16 protein-coding genes are annotated in these 21,734 nt (G+C 65.5%); 12 read left to right on the top strand and 4 right to left on the bottom strand.

Translation table 11 applies throughout. The features are described 5' to 3' along the window. Position 1 precedes the first annotated feature (1 nt). Positions 2 to 1,891, bottom strand: a complete 1,890-nt coding sequence (locus tag ITJ43_RS08035) for an alpha-amylase family protein (RefSeq protein ID WP_194583336.1) — start codon at positions 1,889 to 1,891, stop codon at positions 2 to 4. A gap of 47 nt (positions 1,892 to 1,938) precedes the next feature. On the opposite strand from ITJ43_RS08035, the gene ITJ43_RS08030 reads away from it, so the two are divergent. Continuing rightward, on the top strand, positions 1,939 to 3,441 hold the full coding sequence (locus tag ITJ43_RS08030) for an L-serine ammonia-lyase, iron-sulfur-dependent, subunit alpha (RefSeq protein ID WP_194583335.1): 1,503 nt from the start codon (positions 1,939 to 1,941) through the stop codon (positions 3,439 to 3,441). A gap of 118 nt (positions 3,442 to 3,559) precedes the next feature. Next, positions 3,560 to 4,015 carry an Hsp20/alpha crystallin family protein gene (locus ITJ43_RS08025; protein WP_194583334.1) on the top strand — a complete coding sequence of 152 codons (456 nt, stop codon included), beginning with the start codon at positions 3,560 to 3,562 and terminating at the stop codon, positions 4,013 to 4,015. Positions 4,016 to 4,091: 76 nt separating this feature from the next. Here ITJ43_RS08025 and ITJ43_RS08020 read toward each other — a convergent pair whose 3' ends face one another. Continuing rightward, positions 4,092 to 4,520: a MarR family winged helix-turn-helix transcriptional regulator gene (locus tag ITJ43_RS08020; protein WP_194583333.1), complete on the bottom strand. Its 429-nt coding sequence runs from the start codon at positions 4,518 to 4,520 to the stop codon at positions 4,092 to 4,094. Positions 4,521 to 4,626: 106 nt separating this feature from the next. Here ITJ43_RS08020 and ITJ43_RS08015 point away from each other — a divergent pair, with 106 nt between their 5' ends. Beyond that, entirely contained in the window at positions 4,627 to 6,366 is a 1,740-nt protein-coding gene (locus tag ITJ43_RS08015; RefSeq protein WP_323741161.1) for a DUF2207 family protein, read from the top strand. A 37-nt stretch (positions 6,367 to 6,403) separates the two neighbouring features. On the opposite strand, the gene ITJ43_RS08010 is transcribed toward ITJ43_RS08015, so the two are convergent. Then, on the bottom strand, positions 6,404 to 6,724 hold the full coding sequence (locus ITJ43_RS08010) for a hypothetical protein (RefSeq protein WP_194583331.1): 321 nt from the start codon (positions 6,722 to 6,724) through the stop codon (positions 6,404 to 6,406). A 31-nt stretch (positions 6,725 to 6,755) separates the two neighbouring features. Beyond that, positions 6,756 to 8,051 (bottom strand): HNH endonuclease signature motif containing protein, encoded by a 1,296-nt coding sequence (locus ITJ43_RS08005; protein WP_194583330.1) that lies wholly within the window; start codon positions 8,049 to 8,051, stop codon positions 6,756 to 6,758. A gap of 532 nt (positions 8,052 to 8,583) precedes the next feature. On the opposite strand from ITJ43_RS08005, the gene ITJ43_RS08000 reads away from it, so the two are divergent. The 9 genes from ITJ43_RS08000 to ITJ43_RS07960 all read left to right on the top strand — a co-directional run bounded on the left by ITJ43_RS08000 (position 8,584) and on the right by ITJ43_RS07960 (position 21,643). Then, positions 8,584 to 9,342 (top strand): TnsA-like heteromeric transposase endonuclease subunit, encoded by a 759-nt coding sequence (locus ITJ43_RS08000; protein ID WP_194583329.1) that lies wholly within the window; start codon positions 8,584 to 8,586, stop codon positions 9,340 to 9,342. Continuing rightward, entirely contained in the window at positions 9,339 to 11,408 is a 2,070-nt protein-coding gene (locus tag ITJ43_RS07995) for a Mu transposase C-terminal domain-containing protein (protein WP_194583328.1), read from the top strand. Before ITJ43_RS08000 ends, ITJ43_RS07995 begins: the two co-directional genes overlap by 4 nt. Continuing rightward, complete coding sequence (locus ITJ43_RS07990) at positions 11,401 to 12,441, top strand: TniB family NTP-binding protein (RefSeq protein ID WP_194583327.1); 1,041 nt, start codon at positions 11,401 to 11,403, stop codon at positions 12,439 to 12,441. Before ITJ43_RS07995 ends, ITJ43_RS07990 begins: the two co-directional genes overlap by 8 nt. Before the next feature lie 458 nt (positions 12,442 to 12,899). Further along, entirely contained in the window at positions 12,900 to 13,661 is a 762-nt protein-coding gene (locus tag ITJ43_RS07985; protein ID WP_194583326.1) for a hypothetical protein, read from the top strand. A 760-nt stretch (positions 13,662 to 14,421) separates the two neighbouring features. Then, positions 14,422 to 14,835: a zinc ABC transporter ATPase gene (locus ITJ43_RS07980; RefSeq protein ID WP_228495611.1), complete on the top strand. Its 414-nt coding sequence runs from the start codon at positions 14,422 to 14,424 to the stop codon at positions 14,833 to 14,835. A gap of 166 nt (positions 14,836 to 15,001) precedes the next feature. Next, on the top strand, positions 15,002 to 16,567 hold the full coding sequence (locus ITJ43_RS07975; protein ID WP_194583324.1) for a type I restriction-modification system subunit M: 1,566 nt from the start codon (positions 15,002 to 15,004) through the stop codon (positions 16,565 to 16,567). Further along, positions 16,564 to 17,772 (top strand): restriction endonuclease subunit S, encoded by a 1,209-nt coding sequence (locus tag ITJ43_RS07970; RefSeq protein WP_194583323.1) that lies wholly within the window; start codon positions 16,564 to 16,566, stop codon positions 17,770 to 17,772. Before ITJ43_RS07975 ends, ITJ43_RS07970 begins: the two co-directional genes overlap by 4 nt. Further along, positions 17,769 to 18,509 (top strand): TIGR02391 family protein, encoded by a 741-nt coding sequence (locus ITJ43_RS07965; RefSeq protein ID WP_194583322.1) that lies wholly within the window; start codon positions 17,769 to 17,771, stop codon positions 18,507 to 18,509. Before ITJ43_RS07970 ends, ITJ43_RS07965 begins: the two co-directional genes overlap by 4 nt. Then, complete coding sequence (locus tag ITJ43_RS07960; protein WP_194583321.1) at positions 18,506 to 21,643, top strand: type I restriction endonuclease subunit R; 3,138 nt, start codon at positions 18,506 to 18,508, stop codon at positions 21,641 to 21,643. The genes ITJ43_RS07965 and ITJ43_RS07960 overlap by 4 nt, the downstream gene beginning before the upstream one ends. Positions 21,644 to 21,734: the final 91 nt, after the last annotated feature.

Here is a 21,734-nt window from a genome sequence, read left to right as displayed (position 1 = left end):
CTCAGACCGGGGTGACCCGCAGCCACACGAAACCGTGCGGCGGCAGGATCAGACCCTCGTCGAGATCGTGCGCGGTGTCGTGGACGAGGTCGAACCCGATGCGTTCGAAGCCGGAGAAGGTCAGCGGATCGATCGCCACCTCGGCGTCGCCGACGTTGGCCAGCACCAGCAGGCGCGACGGTGCGCCGGGGCGCTGGTAGCCGATGACGGCGGCGTGCGGCGTGTGGAACGGCATGAGCGTGTTGCCGGCGAGTTCGGGAGACTGCTGGCGCACCGAGATCAGCTTGGTCAGGCGGCGGAAGATGCGCCCGGCGGTCGTCGTGTCGTCGCCGCGCCGCGCATAGGCGTCGCGCGGGCGGTTGCCGCGGTGCACCCAGCGCGAGTCGCCGCGCCGCACCGGGTCGTCGGCGTACGTGTAGTCGTTGAGTTGGGCGACCTCGTCGCCGAGGTACAGCAGCGGTATGCCGCCCGTGGAGAGTGCAAGAGCGTGGGCGAGGACCACGCGATCCTCGCCGCCGATATCACCCGACTCGACGCCGGCGAGCGAGGCCGTCGTGCCCGTGACGCGGGCGTCGCCCGTCGCGGGGTTCTCCTGGAATGCGACCCCGCGGGCGAAGCTGCCCTCGTGGCGGCCGGTGTAGAAGCGGTTGAGGAACTGGCGGTGCGCGTAGCCGTCGATGCCGAGTTCCGCGGCATCCTCGTCGGCGAACGTCCAGCCGATGTCGTCGTGGCTGCGCACGTAGTTGACCCATGCGGTGCCGGCGGGCAGGTCGTGCCGACGGTCGATGGCCTGCTGCAGGAGGCGACCGTCGCGGGTGGCCAATGCCTCCCACGTGAGGGCCATCTGCAGCGGGTTGTACGACAGCTCGCACTCGTCGGGTGAGACGTAACTGACGACCTCGTCGGGGTGGACGATCGCCTCCGACTTGAAGACCATCCCGGGCGCGGCCATCGCGAGTACCGCGTTGAACGCCTGCAGCAGCAGGTGCGCCTCGGGCAGCGATTCGCACGAGGTGCCCAATCGCTTCCAGATGAAGGCCACGGCATCCATCCGGAGCACCTCGACGCCCTGGTTCGCCAGGAAGAGCATCTCGCCCGCCATCGCGCGGAACACTGCGGGGTTCGCGTAGTTGAGGTCCCACTGGTAGCGGTAGAAGGTCGACCAGATCCAGCGGCCGTCCTCGAGCTGCACGAAAGATCCGCGATGGTCGTCGGGGAAGATCTCTCGCGTCGTGCGCTCGTAGGCATCGGGCATCTCACGATCGGGGAAGATCAGGTAGAAATCGCTGAACTCGGGGTCGCCCGCAACGGCCTTCTGCGCCCACTCGTGCTCGTTGCTGGTGTGGTTGAAGATGAAGTCCAGCACGAGCGAGATGCCCGCGAGGCGGAGATCGGCGGCGAGCTCGGTGAGCTGCTGCATCGTGCCCAGGCTCGGGTTGACACGACGGTAGCTGGAGACCGCATAGCCGCCGTCGTTGTCACCCGCGGGAGCGTCGAACAGCGGCATGAGGTGCAGGTAGGTCAGCCCGAGCTCGCGGAAGTAGGGGATCTGGTCGCGGATGCCGGCGAGGTTTCCGGCATACCGGTCGACGTAGCAGACGCCTCCCAGCATCCGTTCGGACTGGAACCAGTCCTGATCGGCTTCACGCTGCGCATCGCGCACCTTCAGATCGAGCGGGCGTGCGTTCCACGAAGCGGATGCCGCGGCCACCGTTGCGGCGAGCTGCTCGAGGCCGTCGGCGCGCTGCCCGTACAGGCGGGCGAACAGCGCGTGCAGGCGCGGGAACTGCGCGTCGAAACGGGCGAGGAAACCGTCGTCGGTGCGGCCGATCGCTTCGCAGGCCTCGAGGGCGGCGGGGCGGTCGGCATCGGGCGTCGTCAGTGCGGTCATGGTGCTCCTCTGACTGCTCAGCGTAGCTGTCGGCGTAGGCTCCAAGAGTGAGTGCGTACGTCTCGGCATTCGAACTGTTCTCCATCGGAGTAGGACCGTCGAGTTCCCATACCGTGGGGCCGCTGCGCGCGGCCCGCGACTTCGCGCGCCGTGCGGTGGAGGCCTCGACGGCCGACGGCGCCCGCGCGATCACCCGTGTCGAGTGCGCCCTGTACGGGTCGCTGGGGGCCACCGGCATCGGCCACGGTACGCCCGATGCCGTCGTCGCCGGACTGCAGGGCCATGCCCCCGAGACGGTCGACCCCGCTCTCGTGCGGGGTGCGTGGACCGGCTGGGTCGACGGCGCGCAGCTGCTGCTCGACGGCCGCGCCGCCGTCGCGTTCGCACGCGACGACATCGTGCTCGCCCCGCGCACGCGTCTGCCCGGTCACCCCAACGCAATGACGCTGATCGCGCGGGATGCCGCGGGCGCCATCCTCTGCGAAGACACCTACTACTCGATCGGCGGCGGGTTCATCCGCCGCGAGGGTGAGGTGAGCGCGGTGGCCGCGGCATCCACTCCGCTTCCCTTCTTGACGGCGGCGCAACTGCTGGATGTCTGCGACGAGTACGGTCTGACGATCGCGGAGGTCGCCCGCCGAAACGAGGAGGCGCTGCGCTCGGAGAGCGAGGTCGCGGAGGGCCTCGACACCATCTGGGACGCGATGGCCGCCTGTGTCGACGCCGGTCTGCATGCCGACGGCGTCCTGCCCGGCATGTTGAGGGTGAAGCGTCGTGCCGGCGCGATCCGCGCGCAACTGGAGAGCGTGGAGGCGTCCGGTCGCGAGCTGCCGGGGGAGTGGCTCGGGGCGTTCGCGCTCGCGGTCAACGAGGAGAACGCGGCCGGCGGTCGGGTGGTCACGGCGCCGACGAACGGGGCTGCCGGCATCCTTCCTGCCGTCGCGATGTACTGGTGGCGTTTCCTCGCCGATGCCGGACTCGGCGCCGAGAACGCGGTCACCCCGTACGGCGAGCTAGTCGGCTCGGCGCTGCTCGGGCTGCACGCCCAGGACGGGGATGCGTCGTCTGCCGATGCCGCCCCCTCGGAGGCGCTCGCCGAGGCGAACCGTCGCCGCGGCATCCGACGCTTCCTGCTGACGGCCACGGCACTCGGGTCACTGTTCAAGGCGAACGCGTCGATCTCGGGAGCCGAGGGCGGGTGTCAGGCCGAGGTGGGCTCGGCTTGCGCGATGGCCGCCGGCGGCTTGACGGCGGTGATGGGCGGCACGAATCGTCAGATCGAGAACGCCGCCGAGATCGCGATGGAGCATCACCTGGGACTGACGTGCGATCCGGTGGGCGGGCTGGTGCAGATCCCGTGCATCGAACGCAACGCGATCGCGGCATCGACCGCGGTGACCGCTGCCCGGCTCGCGTTGCGTGGTGACGGCACTCACTATGTGCCGCTGGATGCCGTCGTGGAGACCATGCGTCAGACCGGCATCGACATGTCGACGAAGTACAAGGAGACCAGCGAAGGCGGTCTCGCGGTCAACGTAGTCGAGTGCTGATTTCTCGCGCGTTCGCCCTGCGTGAACCGTTGGCACTCTCCTGCCTCGAGTGCTAATCTGGAGCTAGTTGAGCCGTTGGGGCTCAACTTTCGGACTCATCGAGATGGAGGAGAGAACAATGGCCACGTATGACCCGTTCCGTGACCTCGACCGCCTCGCGGCTGGCTTCTTCGACACGCGCCGCGGACCGCGCCGGATGCCGATGGACCTCTACCGCGACGGCGACCACTACGTGCTGAGCGCCGACCTTCCGGGTATCGATCCCGGTTCGGTCGACATCGACGTCGACGGACAGCTGCTGACGATCCGCGCCGAGCGCACGCTGAGCGACCGCGAGGGTGTGAAGTGGATCACGCGCGAGCGCGAGACCACGAGCTTCCTGCGTCAGCTCAACCTCGGCCAGGGCATCGACACCGACGGCATCGCCGCCACGTACAGCAACGGTGTGCTGACGGTGACCATCCCCGTGAGTGAGAAGGCGAAGCCGCGCAAGATCCAGGTCGTCGCCGACGGCTCCGCCGGCACGATCCGGGCGCACGAGTCGTCGCAGGAGCCCCAGCCCGTCGAGCAGTAGTCACTCGACCGTCGAACCGCCCCGGTGCCCATCTCGGCACCGGGGCGGTTTGCGTACCCGGTGACGGCGCCCGGCTCTACGCGCCGCGCAGCTTCGCGGTCAGTTCGTGCAGCTGCGCGAGTTCTTCGTCGCTGAGCACGGACATGCGCTCGGCGATCGAGCGCCCGTGCGCCGTGGCGATGCGACGAAACGCGCTGGAGCCCTTCTCCGTGGCGCGGACGATCGCGCCACGGCCGTCGAGCGGGTCGGCGCACTTGCTGATGAGGCCGCGCGCGACCATGCGGTCGACGAGTCGCGAGACGCTCGGCTGGCTGATCAGCATGTTGGCGGTGACGTCGCGCAGCCGCGCCGTGCTGTCGTCACCGCGAACCACGGTGAGCAGCACGTCGTACTCGGCCTGCGTCAGCTCGTCTTCGCTGAAGTCGTCGCTGATCTCGCGCAGGACTTCGTGCTGCGCGCGAAAGAGGCTCTCCCATGCAGCCACGGCGAGGCGACGATCGGTCATGGCGTCCACTGTACTGGGCGGCTGATATGGCGCCGTTTAGGCTGAGCATATGCGGCGCATGAGAGTAGGGCTGACGGGTCTTTTCGGTGCGTTCCTATTGGCACTTGTGCTCGCGCCCCTCACGCCCGCCGCGGCGGCGCAGACCGGCGTCGACGACTTCACGTTCTCGTCGATGACCGCCGACTACACCCTGACGCGCGGCAGCGACGGCACGAGCCGTCTGCGGGTGGTGGAGACGTTGGTCGCGCAGTTTCCCGAGGCTGATCAGAACCACGGCATCCGGCGGTCGATCCCGACGGCATACAACGGCCAGCCGCTGCATCCACACCTGGTGTCGATCACCGACGAAAACGGGCGGGAGAGGCCGAGCGAGACCGATACCGACGACGGCGCCTACGCGATCGTCTCGCGCGACGACGGTTTCTTGCACGGTGCGCAGACGTTCGTCATCACGTACACGCTCGAGAACGTGACGTGGGTGTTCGGCGATACCGGGTTGGAGTTCTACTGGGACGTCAACGGCGTCGACTGGGCGCAGACCTTCGGGCAGGTCACCGCTCGATTGCATCTTTCGGCGCAGTTGGCGTCGGAGTTGTCGGGCCGTATGTCCTGTTACCAGGGCGTGCAGGGCGCGAAAGCCTCGTGCGCGTCGATCACGCAGGGTGCGGATGCTGATGGCGGCGCCGTCATCACGGCGGTCGCCGACGAGGTGCAGCCACACGAGACACTGACGATGGCGGTGGGCTTCGCGGACGGGACCTTCTCGACGTTCGACACGAGCTATCTGGCGTCGCCGGCGGGATGGGCGCAGGGGGTTGCGGGCATCGTCGTGGTCGCGGCGGGCGTACTCGGTGTGCGAGCGCGTCGTCGGCGGCTGGCCGATGAACCCGGGCGACCGACGATCATCGCGGAGTACGACCCGCCGCGCATCGTGGATGCGCTGGAGAGCGCCGTGCTGCTCGGCAAGAGTTCGAAGGCGATTCCGGCGGAGGTGCTCGAGCAGGCGGTGCGGGGATCGATCCGCATTCTGGAGACAGACGGCCCGTTCGGTAAGGCGAAGCTGACGGCCGAGCTCGTCGATAGATACAAGGCCGACGGCGACGGTCAGATGCTGCTCGATGGACTCTTCCCCGGGGGGATGCCTGGCGCGCAGTACCAGTTCGGAAAGCAGGACAGTCGGTTCTCGAAGGTGGCGCAGAAGATCCTGGCGGCGGCGGAGGCCGAGCTCGTCTCGCGGGGGTTGCGGCGCCCGGTGGCGGCGGGCGACCGGTGGCTGCCTCTTCTCTTGGCCGTGGGCGGGGCGGCCGTGGCGGTGGTCACGGGAATCTTTGCGCTCGGTTCGTATGTGCAGCCTGCGGTGCCGTGGGCGGTGATGGTCGCCTCCGTGGTCGTGGCGTTCGTCGTGGTGGGCATGTGCTCGCGCAAGCCGCTGTCGGCGTTGGGCGCCGAGACGCGCGATCATCTGCGCGGGCTCGAAGAGTTCATCCGGTGGGCCGAAGCTGACCGCATCCGTATGCTGCAGTCGCCGGAGGGCGCCGAGCGGGTGCCCGTGGATGTGAACGACCCGCGGCAGAAGCTGGCGCTGTACGAGAAGTTGCTTCCCTACGCCGTGGTGTTCGGTCAAGAGAAGGAGTGGTCGAAGCACCTGGCCGTGTTGTACACGACGGTAGGAGCAGCCGGCCCGATCTGGTACTACGGGACGGGAGCGTTCGACGCGTCGGCGTTCTCGTCGAGCATCGGAACGCTGTCGAGCGCGGCGACGTCCTCGTCGTCGACCTCAGGCGGCTCCGGTGGCGGAGGATCGGCCGGTGGTGGCGGAGGCGGCGGGGGCGGCGGCGGCGTCTGAGCCCCGCCGGCTCTCGTGCGGTGGGGTTTTCGCGCACTCAGGTGAACTGGCCGTCGGTGCCTTCGAGGATATTGCGCAGGGTGGCTAGATCGATCTCCTCGCGCGTGCCGTCGACCTGTTCGTGCAGGGTGAACGGCAAGCCGAGTTCGGTGACGTAGGCGATGGTCTTCTCGAGGCGCGGGACGACGTCGATGTGGTCGTTGCGGAACAACGCCGCGGTGAAGAGGGGTTCGTGGTTCTGGATGCTGCGGCGCAGCTCGACGGTGGAACGCCCGGTGATGCGGTAGATCGCCTGCAGGATCGCGCTCGGCAGATCGGGTTCGCCGTCGAGGGTGAGAGAGATCGCGTCGTCGGTCATGGCGCTATTCCATCACGCGGCCGGTGGGTGCTCAGAACGGGGCAGGCTCGAATGCCAGCGTGCGCGCGGGACGATCGTCGTATTCGCGCCCCGTGGGGCTGGTCCACTGGAGGGTGCCGTCCGGCCGTTGCCGGACTCGCCAGGCGGAGTGGTGTTTGAGCGTGTGGTGTCGGCGGCACAGATGAGCGAGATTCGTGACCGCCGTCGGGCCGTCGTGTTCTCTCGCGATGGTGTGGTCGATGTCGCAGCGCGAGGTGGGTTGGCGGCATCCGGGAAAGCGACAGTGTTCGTCGCGCGCGCGGAGCAAACGCCGTTGTTCGTTGGTGGGGCGGTACCGGTCGACAGCGAGCACTGCTCCGGTGACCGGGTGCGTGAACAGTCGATCCCAGCCCGGCGCTGCGGCGGCGAGGGTGCGAGCCGTCGCCGCGTCGAGGTGGCCGTAGCCGGCGAGGTCCGCGGGACGGTCGGCTGCCCCGATCAGGGTGCGCACCGGAATCGTCACCTGGATGCGGGCGCGGAACACCTCGGCTTCGGGGATGCTCGCCGCGGTGGCTTCGCTCGTCGCATGGCCGGTCAGGAGGAGATCGAGCGCGACGTCGACCCGTACTTCATCGAGCCGTCGTGTGTCGGGCTTCGACGGTGGTTCGACGGATCTCGCCCCGTCGCGCCGGCGCACGTCGATGACAGCCGCCCCCAGTTGGGTGAGGCGATCGAATGCTCCGTGCACAAGGTGCGCTGGGCCGGTGAGGCCGAGTTCGGCCATGCCGTCGTCACGGTCGGACACCCACACGCGGCGCTCGTGTCGCGCCTGGCGGTGGCGTTCGTCGACGGCGACGGGATGGCAGCGGTCGGCCAAGCGTCGCGCGACCGGGCGTAGCCGCCCGACCGTTTCGCGTTCGGCCACGGGAAGGACAGCCGCTTCGTAGTCGGCGCGAGCTTCTGAGGCGTCGATGTTCGCACCGGCATCCGCGATCACGGCAGCGTGCGCACGGCTGATCCGCCCGGTACGCAGGGCTGCGAGGGTGATGGGGAAGCGCTCGACGAGCGCGGCCGCGTCACCCATCCGTGCGTGCACCGTGCGGTCGGATTGCACGGTCGCGGCGCCGATCTCTGCGGCGATTGACCGCAGCGCAATGTCGTCCGGCGCGTCGGGGCGAGCGTCGAGGGCTCGCCGCTGCGCCAGGGCGTACTCCTGCGCCGCGTGCAGCAGCTGCGCTTCTTCGCCCTGCAGTGCGGCGATGCGCCGGCGCCGGTCGACGAGGCCATCGACGATCTCGTTCAGGCGCGCGCGGTCACCCGGCGGCAAGAGCGGATCGGTGGCTTCCATACATCGATTCTGCCCGGCACCTCCGACATTGGAAGGAGATGAATCCCTGGTCAGAAGTCGATTGTGGACAACCGTCGGAGGCGGTGTGCTGGGGAGGAAGCGGCGCATCTCGCGGGGCCGGAGGGGCCTGTGCCGCGGGCAAGAGTAAGGGCCGGTCGGAGAGGCTTCCGACCGGCCCTTGTCCCTTGCACCAAGAGTGTCCTGCAATCACATGCCGGTAGCTGCCACAGCAAAACAACTACCGTGCGAGCACTCTATAACGGCCAGATAACGGTCCACAAGCGATTTCCGTTACCTTTTCGTGATTCATACGAAAGTCGAGTACGCGGCTGTCCGCTGCCACGCATCTTGTCAGCCGCGCCACGTGATCTGTCAGTGGAGTCAGGTGCCTGTCATCCGCGCCATTGAATCTGTCAGTCGCCCGGCGCGTCGCGCAACGCGTCGGGCATCCGCCGCCGTAGCTTGGCGCCGAGCGCGTACCCGACGTACGCATTGTCAGGCTCACGAACCTCGACTACGAGAGACCTCGCACGTGATCCTGACAAGCTTCGCGCCATCCCAGCACACCGACGCGGAACTCGCGGCAGTGACCGTCGAGGTGAAGTATGACGGCCGGGTGTGTGACATCGACGCCGAGCAGCTGAGTGGACTCGAGTTGTCGAGCATCGCTCCGATCCGGCTCTCCAGGGCGTACCCGGGGCGGCAGAACTACGCAGGCGTCTACTGGTCGGCGACGACGGGACGCCACCACTGGTTCGAGTCGCTTTACGAGAAGACGGCACTGTCGGTTCTCGATCGCGATCCCGACGTGGTCGACATTGCCACTCAGCCGTTCAAGCTTCGCTTGGGTCGCCTGGGCATGATGCACTTCCCTGACTTCCTGATCCGCAGGTCGGACGGGTCACGGCTCATCGTCGACGTTCGTCCCCGCCGACGGATCAAGGCGCGTGACGCCGAACTCTTCGCGATAACGGCTGCCTGGGCCGCCTCGCTGGAGATGCACTACCGGTTGTTTGCGGACCTGACGAGGGTTGAGGAGTGGAACCTCCGTCTTCTCTCCGGGTATCGCTACACGCGATGGGTTTGCCCTGGGTCGGTCGCGGAGATGCTCACGGCGCGCCGAGGTGAGGCGCGCACGCTCCGCGACTGGGAGTCGTACTTCGGCGGAACCAGTAGTCCCGCGCGCGGCTTGCTCCTCGCGGCGATCTGGCACGGCGCGCTCGAGGTGGATCTTGGGCGTCGACTCGAGTTCGAATCCGTTGCTGTATGCGCAGGGAGGGGATGGCGATGAATCTCGAGCTCGGTGGCCGGCTGCTCTGGGACGGAGTGGCCTTCGAATTGATCGCGTACGACGCGGCGTCAGCCCGTCTGCGTGCCGTGGGCGAGGGGTACGTTCGCGTGGCCCTCATCAATGAGCTGCAAAGGGACCCATCCATTGAGTGGCCGCAACGAGAACTTCGTCAGGTCCGGACGTTCGATCCACACTCGCTGAAGGCGCTGCCGTCGCCCCAACAGGCGAAGATCCAGCTGTGGTTGCCGCACGTGACCCGGCTCGATCAGTTCCTCAGCTCAGCGCGAAGAGACGCAGATGAGACGAACCGAATCATTGCCGAGGTCGTGCACGCCGTTGGGGTGCAAATGCCTGGAGGGTCGGTCGATCCCCGCACTGTCTGGCGGAAGCTGCAGGGGTACCGCGACTTCGGTGCGCTGGGGCTGATCGACAAGCGATACCGGACTAAGACGCAGAGGAGTCGAGATCCTCTCCTCCTCGAAATCGTCGCCGACGTGTGCCGCCAAGCAGATAGGCAATCCACCGGGACACGCGGACGCATCGTCGACGACATCCTGTATGCCATCGCTGATCGGTACGGAGAGAATCCGCCGTTCGACATTCCGAGTAATCGAACGCTCGATCGCATCGTGAGCGAGATGCCGCGAGCGAAGCACCTGACGAGGTCGGCCAAGACGCGTGCCTCCCTCGCCAACCGCCCGCAGCGCGAGTTTCAGCAGCACGAGTCGCCGCGCCTCGGCGAGCACACCCAGATCGACACGACCAAGTTCGACGCGGAGATCACGCTGGAGAACGGGAGCGTGACGACGCGCAATGGGGTTGAGCGCCCGGAGATGACCATCCTGTTTGAGATCCGAAGTCGCACGCCGATGGCCGCGGTGCTGCGCGCCGGCGGAACGAAGTCCGTCGATCTCGTGACCCTGCTCGCCCGCGCACTCACGCCTTACGAGCGACGGCCCCAAGGCGCCCGCGAGACGCGGGAGCTAGTGTCAGCGGCGTGGGCCGATCCACACGGGATCAGTCAGGAGGAGCTTGATCGCTATCGATCGTTGGTGCCGGTGATCTTCCCGGAGAACATCACTGTCGACCACGGCAAGATCTTCACATCGACGGCATTCACCGAGGCCTGCGAGCGGTTGGGAATATCGATCATCGAGTGCAACCCGTACACACCAACGGGAAAGCCGCATGTCGAGGCGAACTTCGGTTCAGTAGCCGAAGAGTTCGCGCAGTACCTTCGCAGCCACGTGGGCCGAAGCGTAGAGCACCGGGGGAAGGGCGACGCCCCGCATCCGCCTCCGACGCTCCTGCAAGCCCAGGAGTTGCTCGACGACTGGATCGCTGTCCACTGGATGCACCGCCCCCACGACGGGCTGCGTGACCCGCTGCGTCCGAGTCGCGCGCTTACGCCCATGGAGACCGTCACTCTGCTGCGACAGATCACTCCCGACCTGCCCATCCCGTTCGGACGTGAGGAGTACATCAGTCTGCTCCCACGAGAGGATCGGACGATCCAGGACTACGGCGTCAACATCGGTCGGCGTCGGTACTCCTCGCGACGCTTGCGTGACGTCGTGGCCGTGACCCCGAATGCCGCCGGTCGGAAGTGGACCATTCGTCGCGACCCGTTCAATCTTTATACGGTCTGGCTCGAGTACGGCGAGGAGTTCATTCCGCTTCTGTGGAAAGCGGGCGATGCCGAGATGCCCTTCCGGGATGAACTGCATCGCCAGCTCCGGTCAAGCGACGGAACGCAGGGTGTTGACCCGCGACGGGTCTCCGCTGCGCTCAAAGAAGGCATTCGCCGCGGTCGGTTTGGTGATCCGCACGCAGGACGGTCAGACGCGCGAGCGCGTGCCGCGATGTCCGATCCAATGGCGCTGTCGAATCAGCACGTAGAGCCGCCGACCGACGAGGACGCAGCCGACCAGGCCGTGGCCCCGGGCGGGCGGTTCAGGCGTACTGGCGGCAATGGCTTCCTCGAGATCGACGACGAAGGGTTGTGGTCAGCCTCGAGCGGATTCAGTAGCCAGACAGAAGAGACCCGAGGACGGATCGATGATTGATCTGAGCATCGGTTCGCTGAAGAAGCCCAACTGGCAGACGAAGGAGGGCTGGTCCGACTTCGTGGGCGAGCAACTCATCGAGCCAGAGGTCATGACTCGCGACGCACTTGATGCGCTCAGCGAAGGCGAGCGAACCGCGTACTGCCTGCGCCGACTCGACTTCATGGCGAACGGTCGCATTTCTCTGACCGCGGAGGTCAAGCCGATCAGAGACGAGCTTCGACTGCGGATGGTGGCGAACGCTCGCAAACGCGGCGGCAAGTTCGGCCTCATCATCAACGGTGTCCCCAACGCGGGGAAGTCGACGACCGTCACCCGCCTCGCGAAGGAGTTCGAGATTCAGCGCCGGGTCCGCGGCAACCCGCGTGGCCAACGGAGCGTGATCCCAGTGATCTACGTGTCGACACCGTCTGACTGCACACCGAAGTCGCTGCTCGTCGAGTTCCACCACTTCCTCGGGCGGCCGACGCGCCCGCGGATGACCGCCCCCGAACTACTCAACGGCCTGGCAGACGTCGTCGAGCGGTGCGGTACCGAACTCATCATCATCGACGAGATCCACAACCTGAATCAGGACCGGCAGGGCGCCTCTGATGCGACGAACTATCTCAAGCAGCTATCCGAGAAGTGCCAGGCGACCTTCGTGTACGTCGGCGCCAACGTCGAAGACACGGGGCTCCTGGACGGAGGTTGGGCAGCCCAGGTGGCGACCCGATTCAGGATCATGGACCTCGACGCACACCAGTTGAACAATCAGCGCAATCGCGATCGATGGTGCGCGCTGCTCGAGGATCTGGAGGCCAACGCAAAGTTGGTTTCGCAGGAGTCGGGCTCAATCGTCGACGACGCCGAGTTGCTCTGGGAAGCCAGCCACGGCCGGGTCGGCGAAGTGGCAGGCATCATCGAGCTGGCCGTGATCGAGGCCATGGAGTCGGAGTCGGAGCGCCTCAACTTCAGCCGATTGCGGGCGGCGATGGATGACGAGCGCCGCCGCCGTGCGCGGCGCCAACTCGACGAGGGGCCCGGCCAGTGATCCGGCCTGTCGCGCTTCCGGTCTTCATCCGACCGCTGCCCGGAGAGACGGTCGTCGGCTACGTCGGGCGACTTGCTCCCGCCAACGGTCTAACCTTTCGCGACCTGCGGCTCCACATCCGAGACCTCGGCAAGCTGCCAGAGACGAATCCCGACGTCGAGAAGGTACCGGGTCTCGTCGAGGCGCTCGGAGGGCTCGCAATGGGCTACTTCGAGAAGAATGACCGAAAGCACTGCATGTTCGTGAGGTGTAGCCACTACGGGTGGCGTCCGGGCAGTTGCCGACGGTGCTCTCAACCCCAGACGCCGCGCACCGAGTGTCTACGATGCTCAGCTGGAACGCCGACCACAACTCGGAGACGCGGGGCCGGAGTCTGTCTCCATCATCGCCGCTGGCATCTCTCCGGACGTGATATCGACGTGTCCATGCACTCAGCGTTCGGTCGAGCAGAGCGATGGATGAGCGGAAAGCTCTGGTTCCACGGCATCTCCCTCCACACCGGGGAACTGCAACTCGCGGTGAGGCTCCTCCTTGCGGCGCTTCGGGACTCGCCTCACGCCGCAGAGCGCGCTCAACTACGTGCCGACGAGCTCGGCGTCTCGCTTGAAGGGGCGTACGAAGACGCTCTGCTCTGCCTCTACCCCGAGGCGGTCGCGCTCACTGGCATCCTGATCGATCCGGAGTATCTGAGGTACCTGCTGAGCCCGCGATACAAGTCGCGGGATCAGGTCGAGATCATGCAGGCGGCTGTGGCAGGTGTGCTGGGAGGAACGGGCGGTCGGCACCTGCGGGAGATCTCGCGGCTGGTCGTGGAGCGAAGTCAGGATGCCGTCATGGCAGCCTACGGAGCCAAGAAGGCGTACGGGGTGAAGACCATCAGTTGCGGCCTCGATAAGGCGCTCCTCGCTTCGGCCCGGTCCAACCGGGCGTGCCTTCTACGGCACCTTGATACGGTGCGCATGCCAAGTAGTTGGGACGCGCCGCCGTCCTGGGGAGCGCCGCGCAACTCCATCCTGAATCGAGCGCGCTTGGTGCCCGATGACCTCGATCTTCCGCTACCTGCGCCGTCGCGCGCCTCAAGTGGCTCAACTGACGTCGATGGAGAAGCCCGGTCGGATTTCGGTGTCATGTCCGAACATGACACTGATGGCGCCGGCGCGCGCCCACGACACGATGAGCCATTGGCGGACAAGCGCGAGCTGGTGCTGACGCTCGGGTAGCGGGCGGGACGGGTCATCGACGACTTGGCGCCAGTCATCGGGCGCGAACATCGCGGCCAGGAGTTCGTCACCGGTTGGCCCCCGCTCGTGCTCGTCCCACCAGTCTCGTGTGGTCTCGTACGCGTGTGCGGCGAGAGACGAACCATTGGGCTCGGCAAGAAGAGTGAGCAGAGCCTCGAGGAATGGGTCCTTCGTGAGTGTGCGGAAGGCCGGGTGCTCCGCCCGTTCACGCATCATGAACGCCAGATTGCCATACCGATTAGGCCATACGGAACAAGCCTCGCCGTGAACCTGAGAAGGTGCGCAGCGCATCGTCCTCAAGCCCGGAGTGGGATGACTACGCCCGGGCCATCGGGACGAACATCCAGCGTCAGCGCGTTGCTCGCGGTTACAGTCAGGACCGCGTTGCCTATGAGGCGAACCTGAGCAGGTACAATACCACAAGCTGGAGAAGGGCGAGTCAAGGCCGGGCACGCTCGCCAATCCGAGACTGATGACACTCCTCGCGATCGCGCAAGTGCTCAGTGTTGACCTTGGCGATCTACTGCCAGCCTCCGCGCCGGATCTTTCAGCCAGATAGTCGACTCTCCGGGCCCGAAACTTGCATCCACGCGTACGTCGCGCCGCCGTCGGAGTCGACGGGACTCGATAACGGCGTGGACATCTCCGTCGTTGGATGCGAAACTACCCGGTTCGAAATCGGGAGGTCGCAATGCGGATCGAAGGCCAGGCAGAGGATTGGGAACGCATCATCAGGGGGATGATCGAGCGCGCCAGGGAGACGGCGCCATCCAAGCCCGGCGTCTACAAGATGCCGTGCGGTGAGTGCGTGGTGGACTTCTTCATCAACGCGGAGGGTGAGGAGCGTTGGCTCGTCGCAGGCGACGGCCACTCCTATACGCGGGAGTCGGTCGTGGTCGCGCGTCACGGTGAGCATCCCTGGGTGCGTCTCTACTCGCTCGCCGACGCCGCAGCGGAGATCGCAAGGCTCGCCGCGTTGGGCGAACGTGATCTGGATCGCGTAGTCGAGGACCTAATCGAGTCGATCGACGATCGTGAGGTCGAGATCATCGTGCGTGAACGCGCCGGGATGCGCGATGTGCCGCTCGCGGATGTCGCTGATCGCTTCGGGGTCGAACTCGGCGACGAGCGGGACCGAACTCCCGACGCGTGAGCGGATGTCTGTCAGTAAGAAGATGGTGACCCTCACCGTTTGCCCGTTCGCCACTTCGCCACGCGTGACGTCCATCCCGGACCACGTCCGCCCCTCGCGATAACGTGACATTCATCCCCGTGTAGTGAGAGTCAGGAGCTACGGTGCTCCTTCGAGAGAGTGTGAGATGGCCCGAGTAGCGAAGCCGAAGCCCCAGAAGTCTCTAGAGCAGACCCTCTGGGAGGCCGCCGACAAGCTGCGTGGGAACCAGGAGCCGAGTGAGTACAAGCACGTCGTGCTCGGGCTCGTGTTCCTCAAGTACATCTCCGACCGCTTCGAGGAGCGTCGCAGTGCCCTTGAGGGTGAGCTGGTCGCGGAGGGGATCAAGCCCGAGAGACTCGCCTCCTTCCTCGAGGACCGTGACGAGTACACCAGCCACAACGTGTTCTGGGTGCCGGAGTTAGCGCGGTGGGGATACATCCAGTCAGTCGCGAAGCAATCCGAGATCGGGCAGCAGATCGACCAGGCGATGGATCTCATCGAGAAGGAGAACCCATCGCTTCGCGGCGTGCTCCCGCGCAACTACGGGCGCGATGGTCTCGACAAGCGTCGCCTCGGTGAGTTGGTCGACCTGATCGGCTCCATCGGCTTCACCGCGACCGACGATCACGGTGCCGACGACGTGCTGGGTCGCGTCTACGAGTACTTCCTCGGGCAGTTCGCCGGCAAGGAGACTGGCAAGGACGCCGGAGCGTTCTACACGCCTCGTTCGGTCGTCAAGACGCTCGTCGAGATGCTGGAACCGTACAAGGGACGTGTCTACGACCCTGCGGCTGGCTCTGGTGGCATGTTCGTGCAGTCCGCGGAGTTCGTGCGGGCGCACGGCGGCAAGCGTACCGACATTTCTGTCTACGGGCAGGAGTTTACGGACACGACGTGGAAGCTCGCGAAGATGAACCTCGCACTTCGGGGCATCGAGGCAGACCTCGGGCCTCGTTCCGACGACTCCTTCACCGCAGACTTGCACCCCGATCTGCGCGCCGACTTCGTGATCGCCAACCCGCCCTTCAACGTCTCGGACTGGTGGGATGCGAAGCTCGCCGACGATCCGCGCTGGAAGTACGGCACGCCCCCGCAGGGCAACGCCAACTTCGCCTGGGTGCAGCACTTCATCTATCACCTGAGCCCGAAGGGCGCAGCGGGCTTCGTCCTTGCGAACGGGTCGCTCTCGTCGAAGAGCAGCGGCGAAGGTGAGATCCGACGCAAGCTCGTCGAAGCGGAGCTCGTGGACTGCATCGTCGCGATGCCCGACAAGCTCTTCTTCAACACTGGAATCCCTGTCTCACTCTGGTTCGTGAGTAAGGATCGGCACGGTAACGGTCACCGTGAGCGCCGCGGCGAGGTGCTCTTCATTGACGCCCGCAAGCTCGGCACGATGGAGTCCCGCCGTCTGCGCGTGCTGACGGACGACGACATCGCGCAGATAGCCGGCACCTACCACGCCTGGCGCGAGCACGACGGCGACTACGAGGACGTGCCGGGCTTCGTGAAGGCCGCGTCGCTGGAAGAGATCGCCAATCACGACTTCGTGCTCACCCCGGGCCGCTACGTCGGCGCCACCGAGGCCGAGGCCGACAGCGAGCCGATCGACGAGAAGATCGAGCGATTGACGAAGGAGTTGTACTCCGAGTTCGAACGCGGACGGGAGCTTGAGACTGAGGTCCGCCGACGGCTGGGGGCTCTGCGATCATGACGCGGCTTTCTGACGTTGTGGACATGACGTTCGGTTTCGCGTTTAGGAGCGCGGAGTTCAGCGAGGAGCCCGCCGATGTGCGACTACTGCGTGGTGACAACATTGGACAGGGCCGTCTCCGCTGGGGCGGTGCCAAGCGCTTCCCCAGAACACGTGTCGGCGAATTCGAGCGCTATCAGCTGGCCGTGGGCGATGCCGTTATCGCAATGGATCGTCCGTGGATCGAAGCGGGACTCAAGTACTCGGTAGTTCGTGAGGAGGACGTTCCGTCCCTCTTGGTGCAACGTGTCGCGCGGCTGAGGACGAAGAGCGATTCCCTTGACCAAGGGTTCTTAGGTGCGGTCATTGGAAGCGCTGAGTTCACGAACTACGTGATTGGGGTGCAGACCGGTTCAGCAGTCCCACACATCAGCGGTGGACAGATCGGCGACTTCGAGTTCGAGCTACCTGACGTTGGAGAGCAGCGCGCCATCACCGCGACTCTCGGCGCGCTCGACGACAAGATCGAGTCGAATCGCCACGCGGCGGATACGTTGGTGGCACTGATAAGCGCTCTGTTCGAGCAAGTCATTTCATCTCACGAGGTTGTGTATGCGCCGCTCGGAGAACTCGCCAGGGCCGTGAATGGACGCTCATACAAGAGTTCAGAGCTGCAGGAATCAAGTACAGCTCTCGTCACCCTGAAGAGCGTCGACCGCAACGGGGGTTACAAGGAGAGCGGCTTGAAGCCGTACACCGGTCCACACAAGCCCGAACAGGAGGTCCGCCCAGGCGAGATCGTTGTCGCTCAGACAGACCTAACTCAGGGCGCGGAAATAGTCGGGAGAGGCGTTCGAGTGCCCAGGTCAGGTAGGTACGACACGCTCGTTGCTTCTTTGGACCTTGCCATCGTGCGCCCACTGGCGGGCATGCCCGTCGAGTACCTTCACGGTCTCTTGAGTAGCGAGGCCTTCCGTCAGCATTGCCGGGCGCATGTCACTGGAACGACCGTCCTTCACCTCGCGAAAGACGCGATGCCAACGTGGAGCGCACCGATCGTGCCCCCCGACGAGCAGGAGCGCTTTGCCGAGAGTGTTCGGCCGATGCTCGCTCGTATGGACGCGCTGTCCGAGGAATCAGCTCGCCTTGTTGCTCTCCGTGATGCGCTACTCCCTGAGATTCTCTCGGGTCGTGTCCGAGTTCCTGTCGAGGGAGTCGTTCCGTGACCGGCCTGAATGTCGCGTGGGCCATTGGGGAGCTCGACAAGTTCATCCAGCAAACGGTCATGACCAACAACAGCCGCAGCGGGCCCGGGTACGTCTCGATCTCCAACAAGTCGAGCACGGCGGCGCCAGACGCCGAGGTGTCACAGCAGGCGCAGGTCGTCGAGAAGATCTTCGACCGTGTTATCCCCGGGTGGCGCAATGAGATCGAGTTGCGGAGTAGCAACCGATGGACGCGGCACCGCGAGGCTGCCATCCGCGCGAAGGCGGAACTGGAGCGCCAGGAAGAGATCCGAGAGAACCTTGGGGACGACGCGCCCGAACTGTCAGCTGCGAACCTGCACTCGTGGATCTGGAGTGGTGCTTCATCTCTCTGGAACTCCGGGCACTACCGTGAGGCTGTCGAGGGGGCGATCCGCAAGCTGAACGCGGAGACGCAGAACAAGCTTGGGCGTCGTGATGTGAGCGAGGCTGACCTCTTCAACCAGGCGTTCAGCGAGCAGTCGGCGGCGCCGAAGAGTCCGCGGCTGCACCGTATGCCGGACGACGGCAGCAGGACGTTCAAGTCGGTACAGCGCGGTGCGCGCATGTTCGCCGAGGGGGTGTTCGCGGGGATCCGCAACCCGCTCGCTCACGAGGTGGATCAGGAGCTGCCCGAGGAGCAAGCGTTGGAGTACTTGGCCGCCCTTAGCGTCCTGGCGCGCTGGGTCAATGAGTCAACGCTGGAGGTGGCGTTGTGAGTGCGTTTAACGAGAACGTCGTTGAGCTGGCTGCGCTCGAGTACTTCGCGGAGCTGGGCTACCGGACAATTCATGGCCCGGACATTGCACCGGGAGAGCCCGATGCAGAGCGCGCGTCCTACGAGGACGTCTTCCTCTGGGGACGTCTGCGCGACGCAATCCGGCGGATCAACCCCGGCACGTCCCCTGCCCTGATCGACGAGGCGATCAAGCGGGTGCGGCGGGCTGAGTCGCAGAGCCCGATCGACGAGAACTACCGACTGCATCAGCTCATCACCGAAGGCGTCCCGGTCGAGCACCGCGACGCGGACGGGACGCTACGCACGACGCGGCTGTGGCTGGTCGACTTCGATCAGCCCGACAACAACGACTGGGTGGTGGTCAACCAGTTCACGATCGTCGAGAACGGCAAGAATCGCCGGCCCGACGTGCTGGCGCTGGTCAACGGGGTGCCGCTCGCGCTCCTAGAGCTCAAGAATCCGGCTGCCGAGCACGCGACGCTCAAGTCGGCGTGGAATCAGGTGCAGACGTACCGCAAGGACATCCCGTCGGTCTTCGTCCCGAATGCAGTGACGGTCATCTCCGACGGTACGTCGGCAGCGATGAGCAGCTACACCGGCGCGTTCGAGCACTACGCGCCGTGGAAGACCATCGAGGGCCGCGAAGTGGTGAGCAACCGCCCAGCACTCGAGGTGCTGCTGAAGGGAGTCTTCGAGCCGAAGCGGTTCCTGGATCTGCTGCAGAACTTCATCGTGTTCAGCGACGAGACCGCGACGGACAGGACCACGAAGCAGCCGACTCGAGCGCTCGTCAAGCGCGTCGCGAAGTATCACCAGTACTGGGCAGTGAACGCTGCCGTGGAGCACACGGTGCAGGCATCCCGGCCCGACGGTGACCGCCGAGGCGGCGTCGTCTGGCACACGCAGGGCTCCGGCAAGAGCTTCGAGATGGTGTTCTACGCCGCGAAGATCATGCGCGATCCGCGGATGGCCAACCCGACGCTGGTGTTTATCACCGACCGCAACGATCTCGACGATCAACTGTTCGGGGAAACGTTCGCCCCCGCTCGTATCTTGCCAGAGACACCAGTGCAGGCGGCCACGCGCACCGATCTGCGCGCCAAGTTGAAGCGCGCCTCCGGCGGCATTGTCTTCACGACGCTGCAGAAGTTCGCACCCGGCGAGGACGGCGACGCCAACCCTGTGCTCACCGACCGCCGCAACGTTGTTGTGGTGGCTGACGAAGCACACCGCAGCCAGTACAGCTTCGGGGAGTACCTCGACCGCCAGGGGCGTCTCAAGGCTGGTCTTGCCAAGCACATGCGTGATGCACTGCCCGGTGCGACCTACCTCGGCTTCACTGGCACACCGATCGAGTCCGGTGACAGGAGCACGCGCTCGGTGTTCGGCGACTACATCGACGTCTATGACCTCACTCGGGCCGTCGAGGATGGGGCGACGGTCAGGATCTTTTACGAGTCGCGGCTAGCGAAGGTTGACCTCTCCGACGCCGACCTCGAAGCCCTGGATGAGCTGGCCGAGGAGATCACCGAGACGGTCGAAGAAGACGCTGCCACCGCCGCGAAGTCCCGCTGGTCCAGGCTTGAGGCGATCGTCGGTGCGGACTCTCGCCTCGACCTCATTGCCCAGGACATCGTGGATCACTGGGAGAAGCGGCGCGAGGCGCTGTTCGGCAAAGCGATGATCGTCACGATGAGCCGGCGTATCGCGGTGCGCCTCTACGAGAAGATCGTGGCACTTCGACCGGACTGGCATTCCGACGACCCAGCCAAGGGCAAGATCAAAGTCGTCATGACCGGCTCAGCTGCCGACCCGCCGGAGTTCCAGCCGCACATCCACTCGAAGGACGTCCGCAAGGATCTGAAACTGCGCGCCAAGAATCCAGACGACGATCTCGAGCTGGTGATCGTGCGGGACATGTGGCTCACCGGCTTCGATGCGCCGAGCATGCACACGATGTACGTCGACAAGACAATGCAGGGCGCTGGGCTGATGCAGGCCATCGCCCGGGTCAACCGCACCTTCCGCGACAAGCCCGGCGGGCTCATCGTCGACTACATCGGAGTCTTCTCGAACCTTCAGGCCGCGCTAGCCGAGTACTCGCCCTCTGACCGCGACCAGGCAGGTGTGCCCATCGACGAGATGGTCCACGTCATGCTGGAGAAGCACGACATCATCCGCGGCTTGCTCCACGGCGTCGACTACGACTCGTCGCCGATGCTCTCGGCTTCCCAGCGGCTCGCCGAGTACGCCAAAGTGCTCGACTTCGTCATGGCCGACCCGGACCGTACGGCGCGCTTCAGCGATCAGGTGTTGGCGCTTGCCAAGGCGTTCGCCCTCGCTGGCGCCCGCGACGAAGCGGCCGCTATCCGTAACGACATGCGCCTCTTCACCGACGTGCGTGCCGCCATCCTCAAGATCCAGAACCCCGATTCCGGACGCGGTGGGTCCGGAGCTGTTGAGATCGATACTGCACTCGGTCAGCTCCTCAATGAAGCGGTCGCCGCCGACCAGGTCGTCGACATCTACAAGTTGGCCGGCGTCGAGACTCCCGAGCTGTCGATCCTCAGCGACGAGTTCCTCGACTCGCTGGCCGACAAGGAGAAGCCGAACCTCCAGATGGGGCTGTTGCGGCGCCTCCTCAACGATCAGATCCGCACTGTGCAGCGCACCAACCTCGTGCAGGCACGGAAGTTCTCCGAGCTCCTCGATGAGGCGATCAATCGCTACACGAACCGATCCCTCACCACAGCGGAGATCATCGCCGAACTGGTGAAGCTCGCCAAGCAGATGCGGGACGACACGAAGCGCAATGAGCGCTTGGGTCTGTCTGCGGCCGAGGTTGCCCTCTACGACGCGATCGCTCAGAACGACGCCGCGGTGCTGCAGATGAGCGATGACACGCTCAAGAGGATCGCGGTCGATCTCGTCTGGGCGGTGCGGTCAAGCGTGGTCATCGACTGGGATCAGAAGGAGAGTGTCCGCGCAGCGATGCGCTCCAAGGTAAGACGCCTCCTCGCTCGGTACGACTATCCGCCTGACGCCGAGGCGAAGGCCGTGGAGTTGGTGCTTGAGCAGGCGGAGCTCTTTGCAAGCACTGTGGCGGACTCATGACAACTTGGGACTATGTGGCCCTGGAATGGTCGTATGGTGGCCAAGTTGTGCGTAGTGCGCGGGGGCAGTCGGCGAGGCACACATGATTCAC

The organism is Microbacterium sp. VKM Ac-2870, assembly GCF_015350795.1.
Lineage (GTDB): Bacteria > Actinomycetota > Actinomycetes > Actinomycetales > Microbacteriaceae > Microbacterium.
Note: the sequence above shows the minus strand (reverse complement) of the source record. Positions and strands in the feature narration are given on the sequence as shown.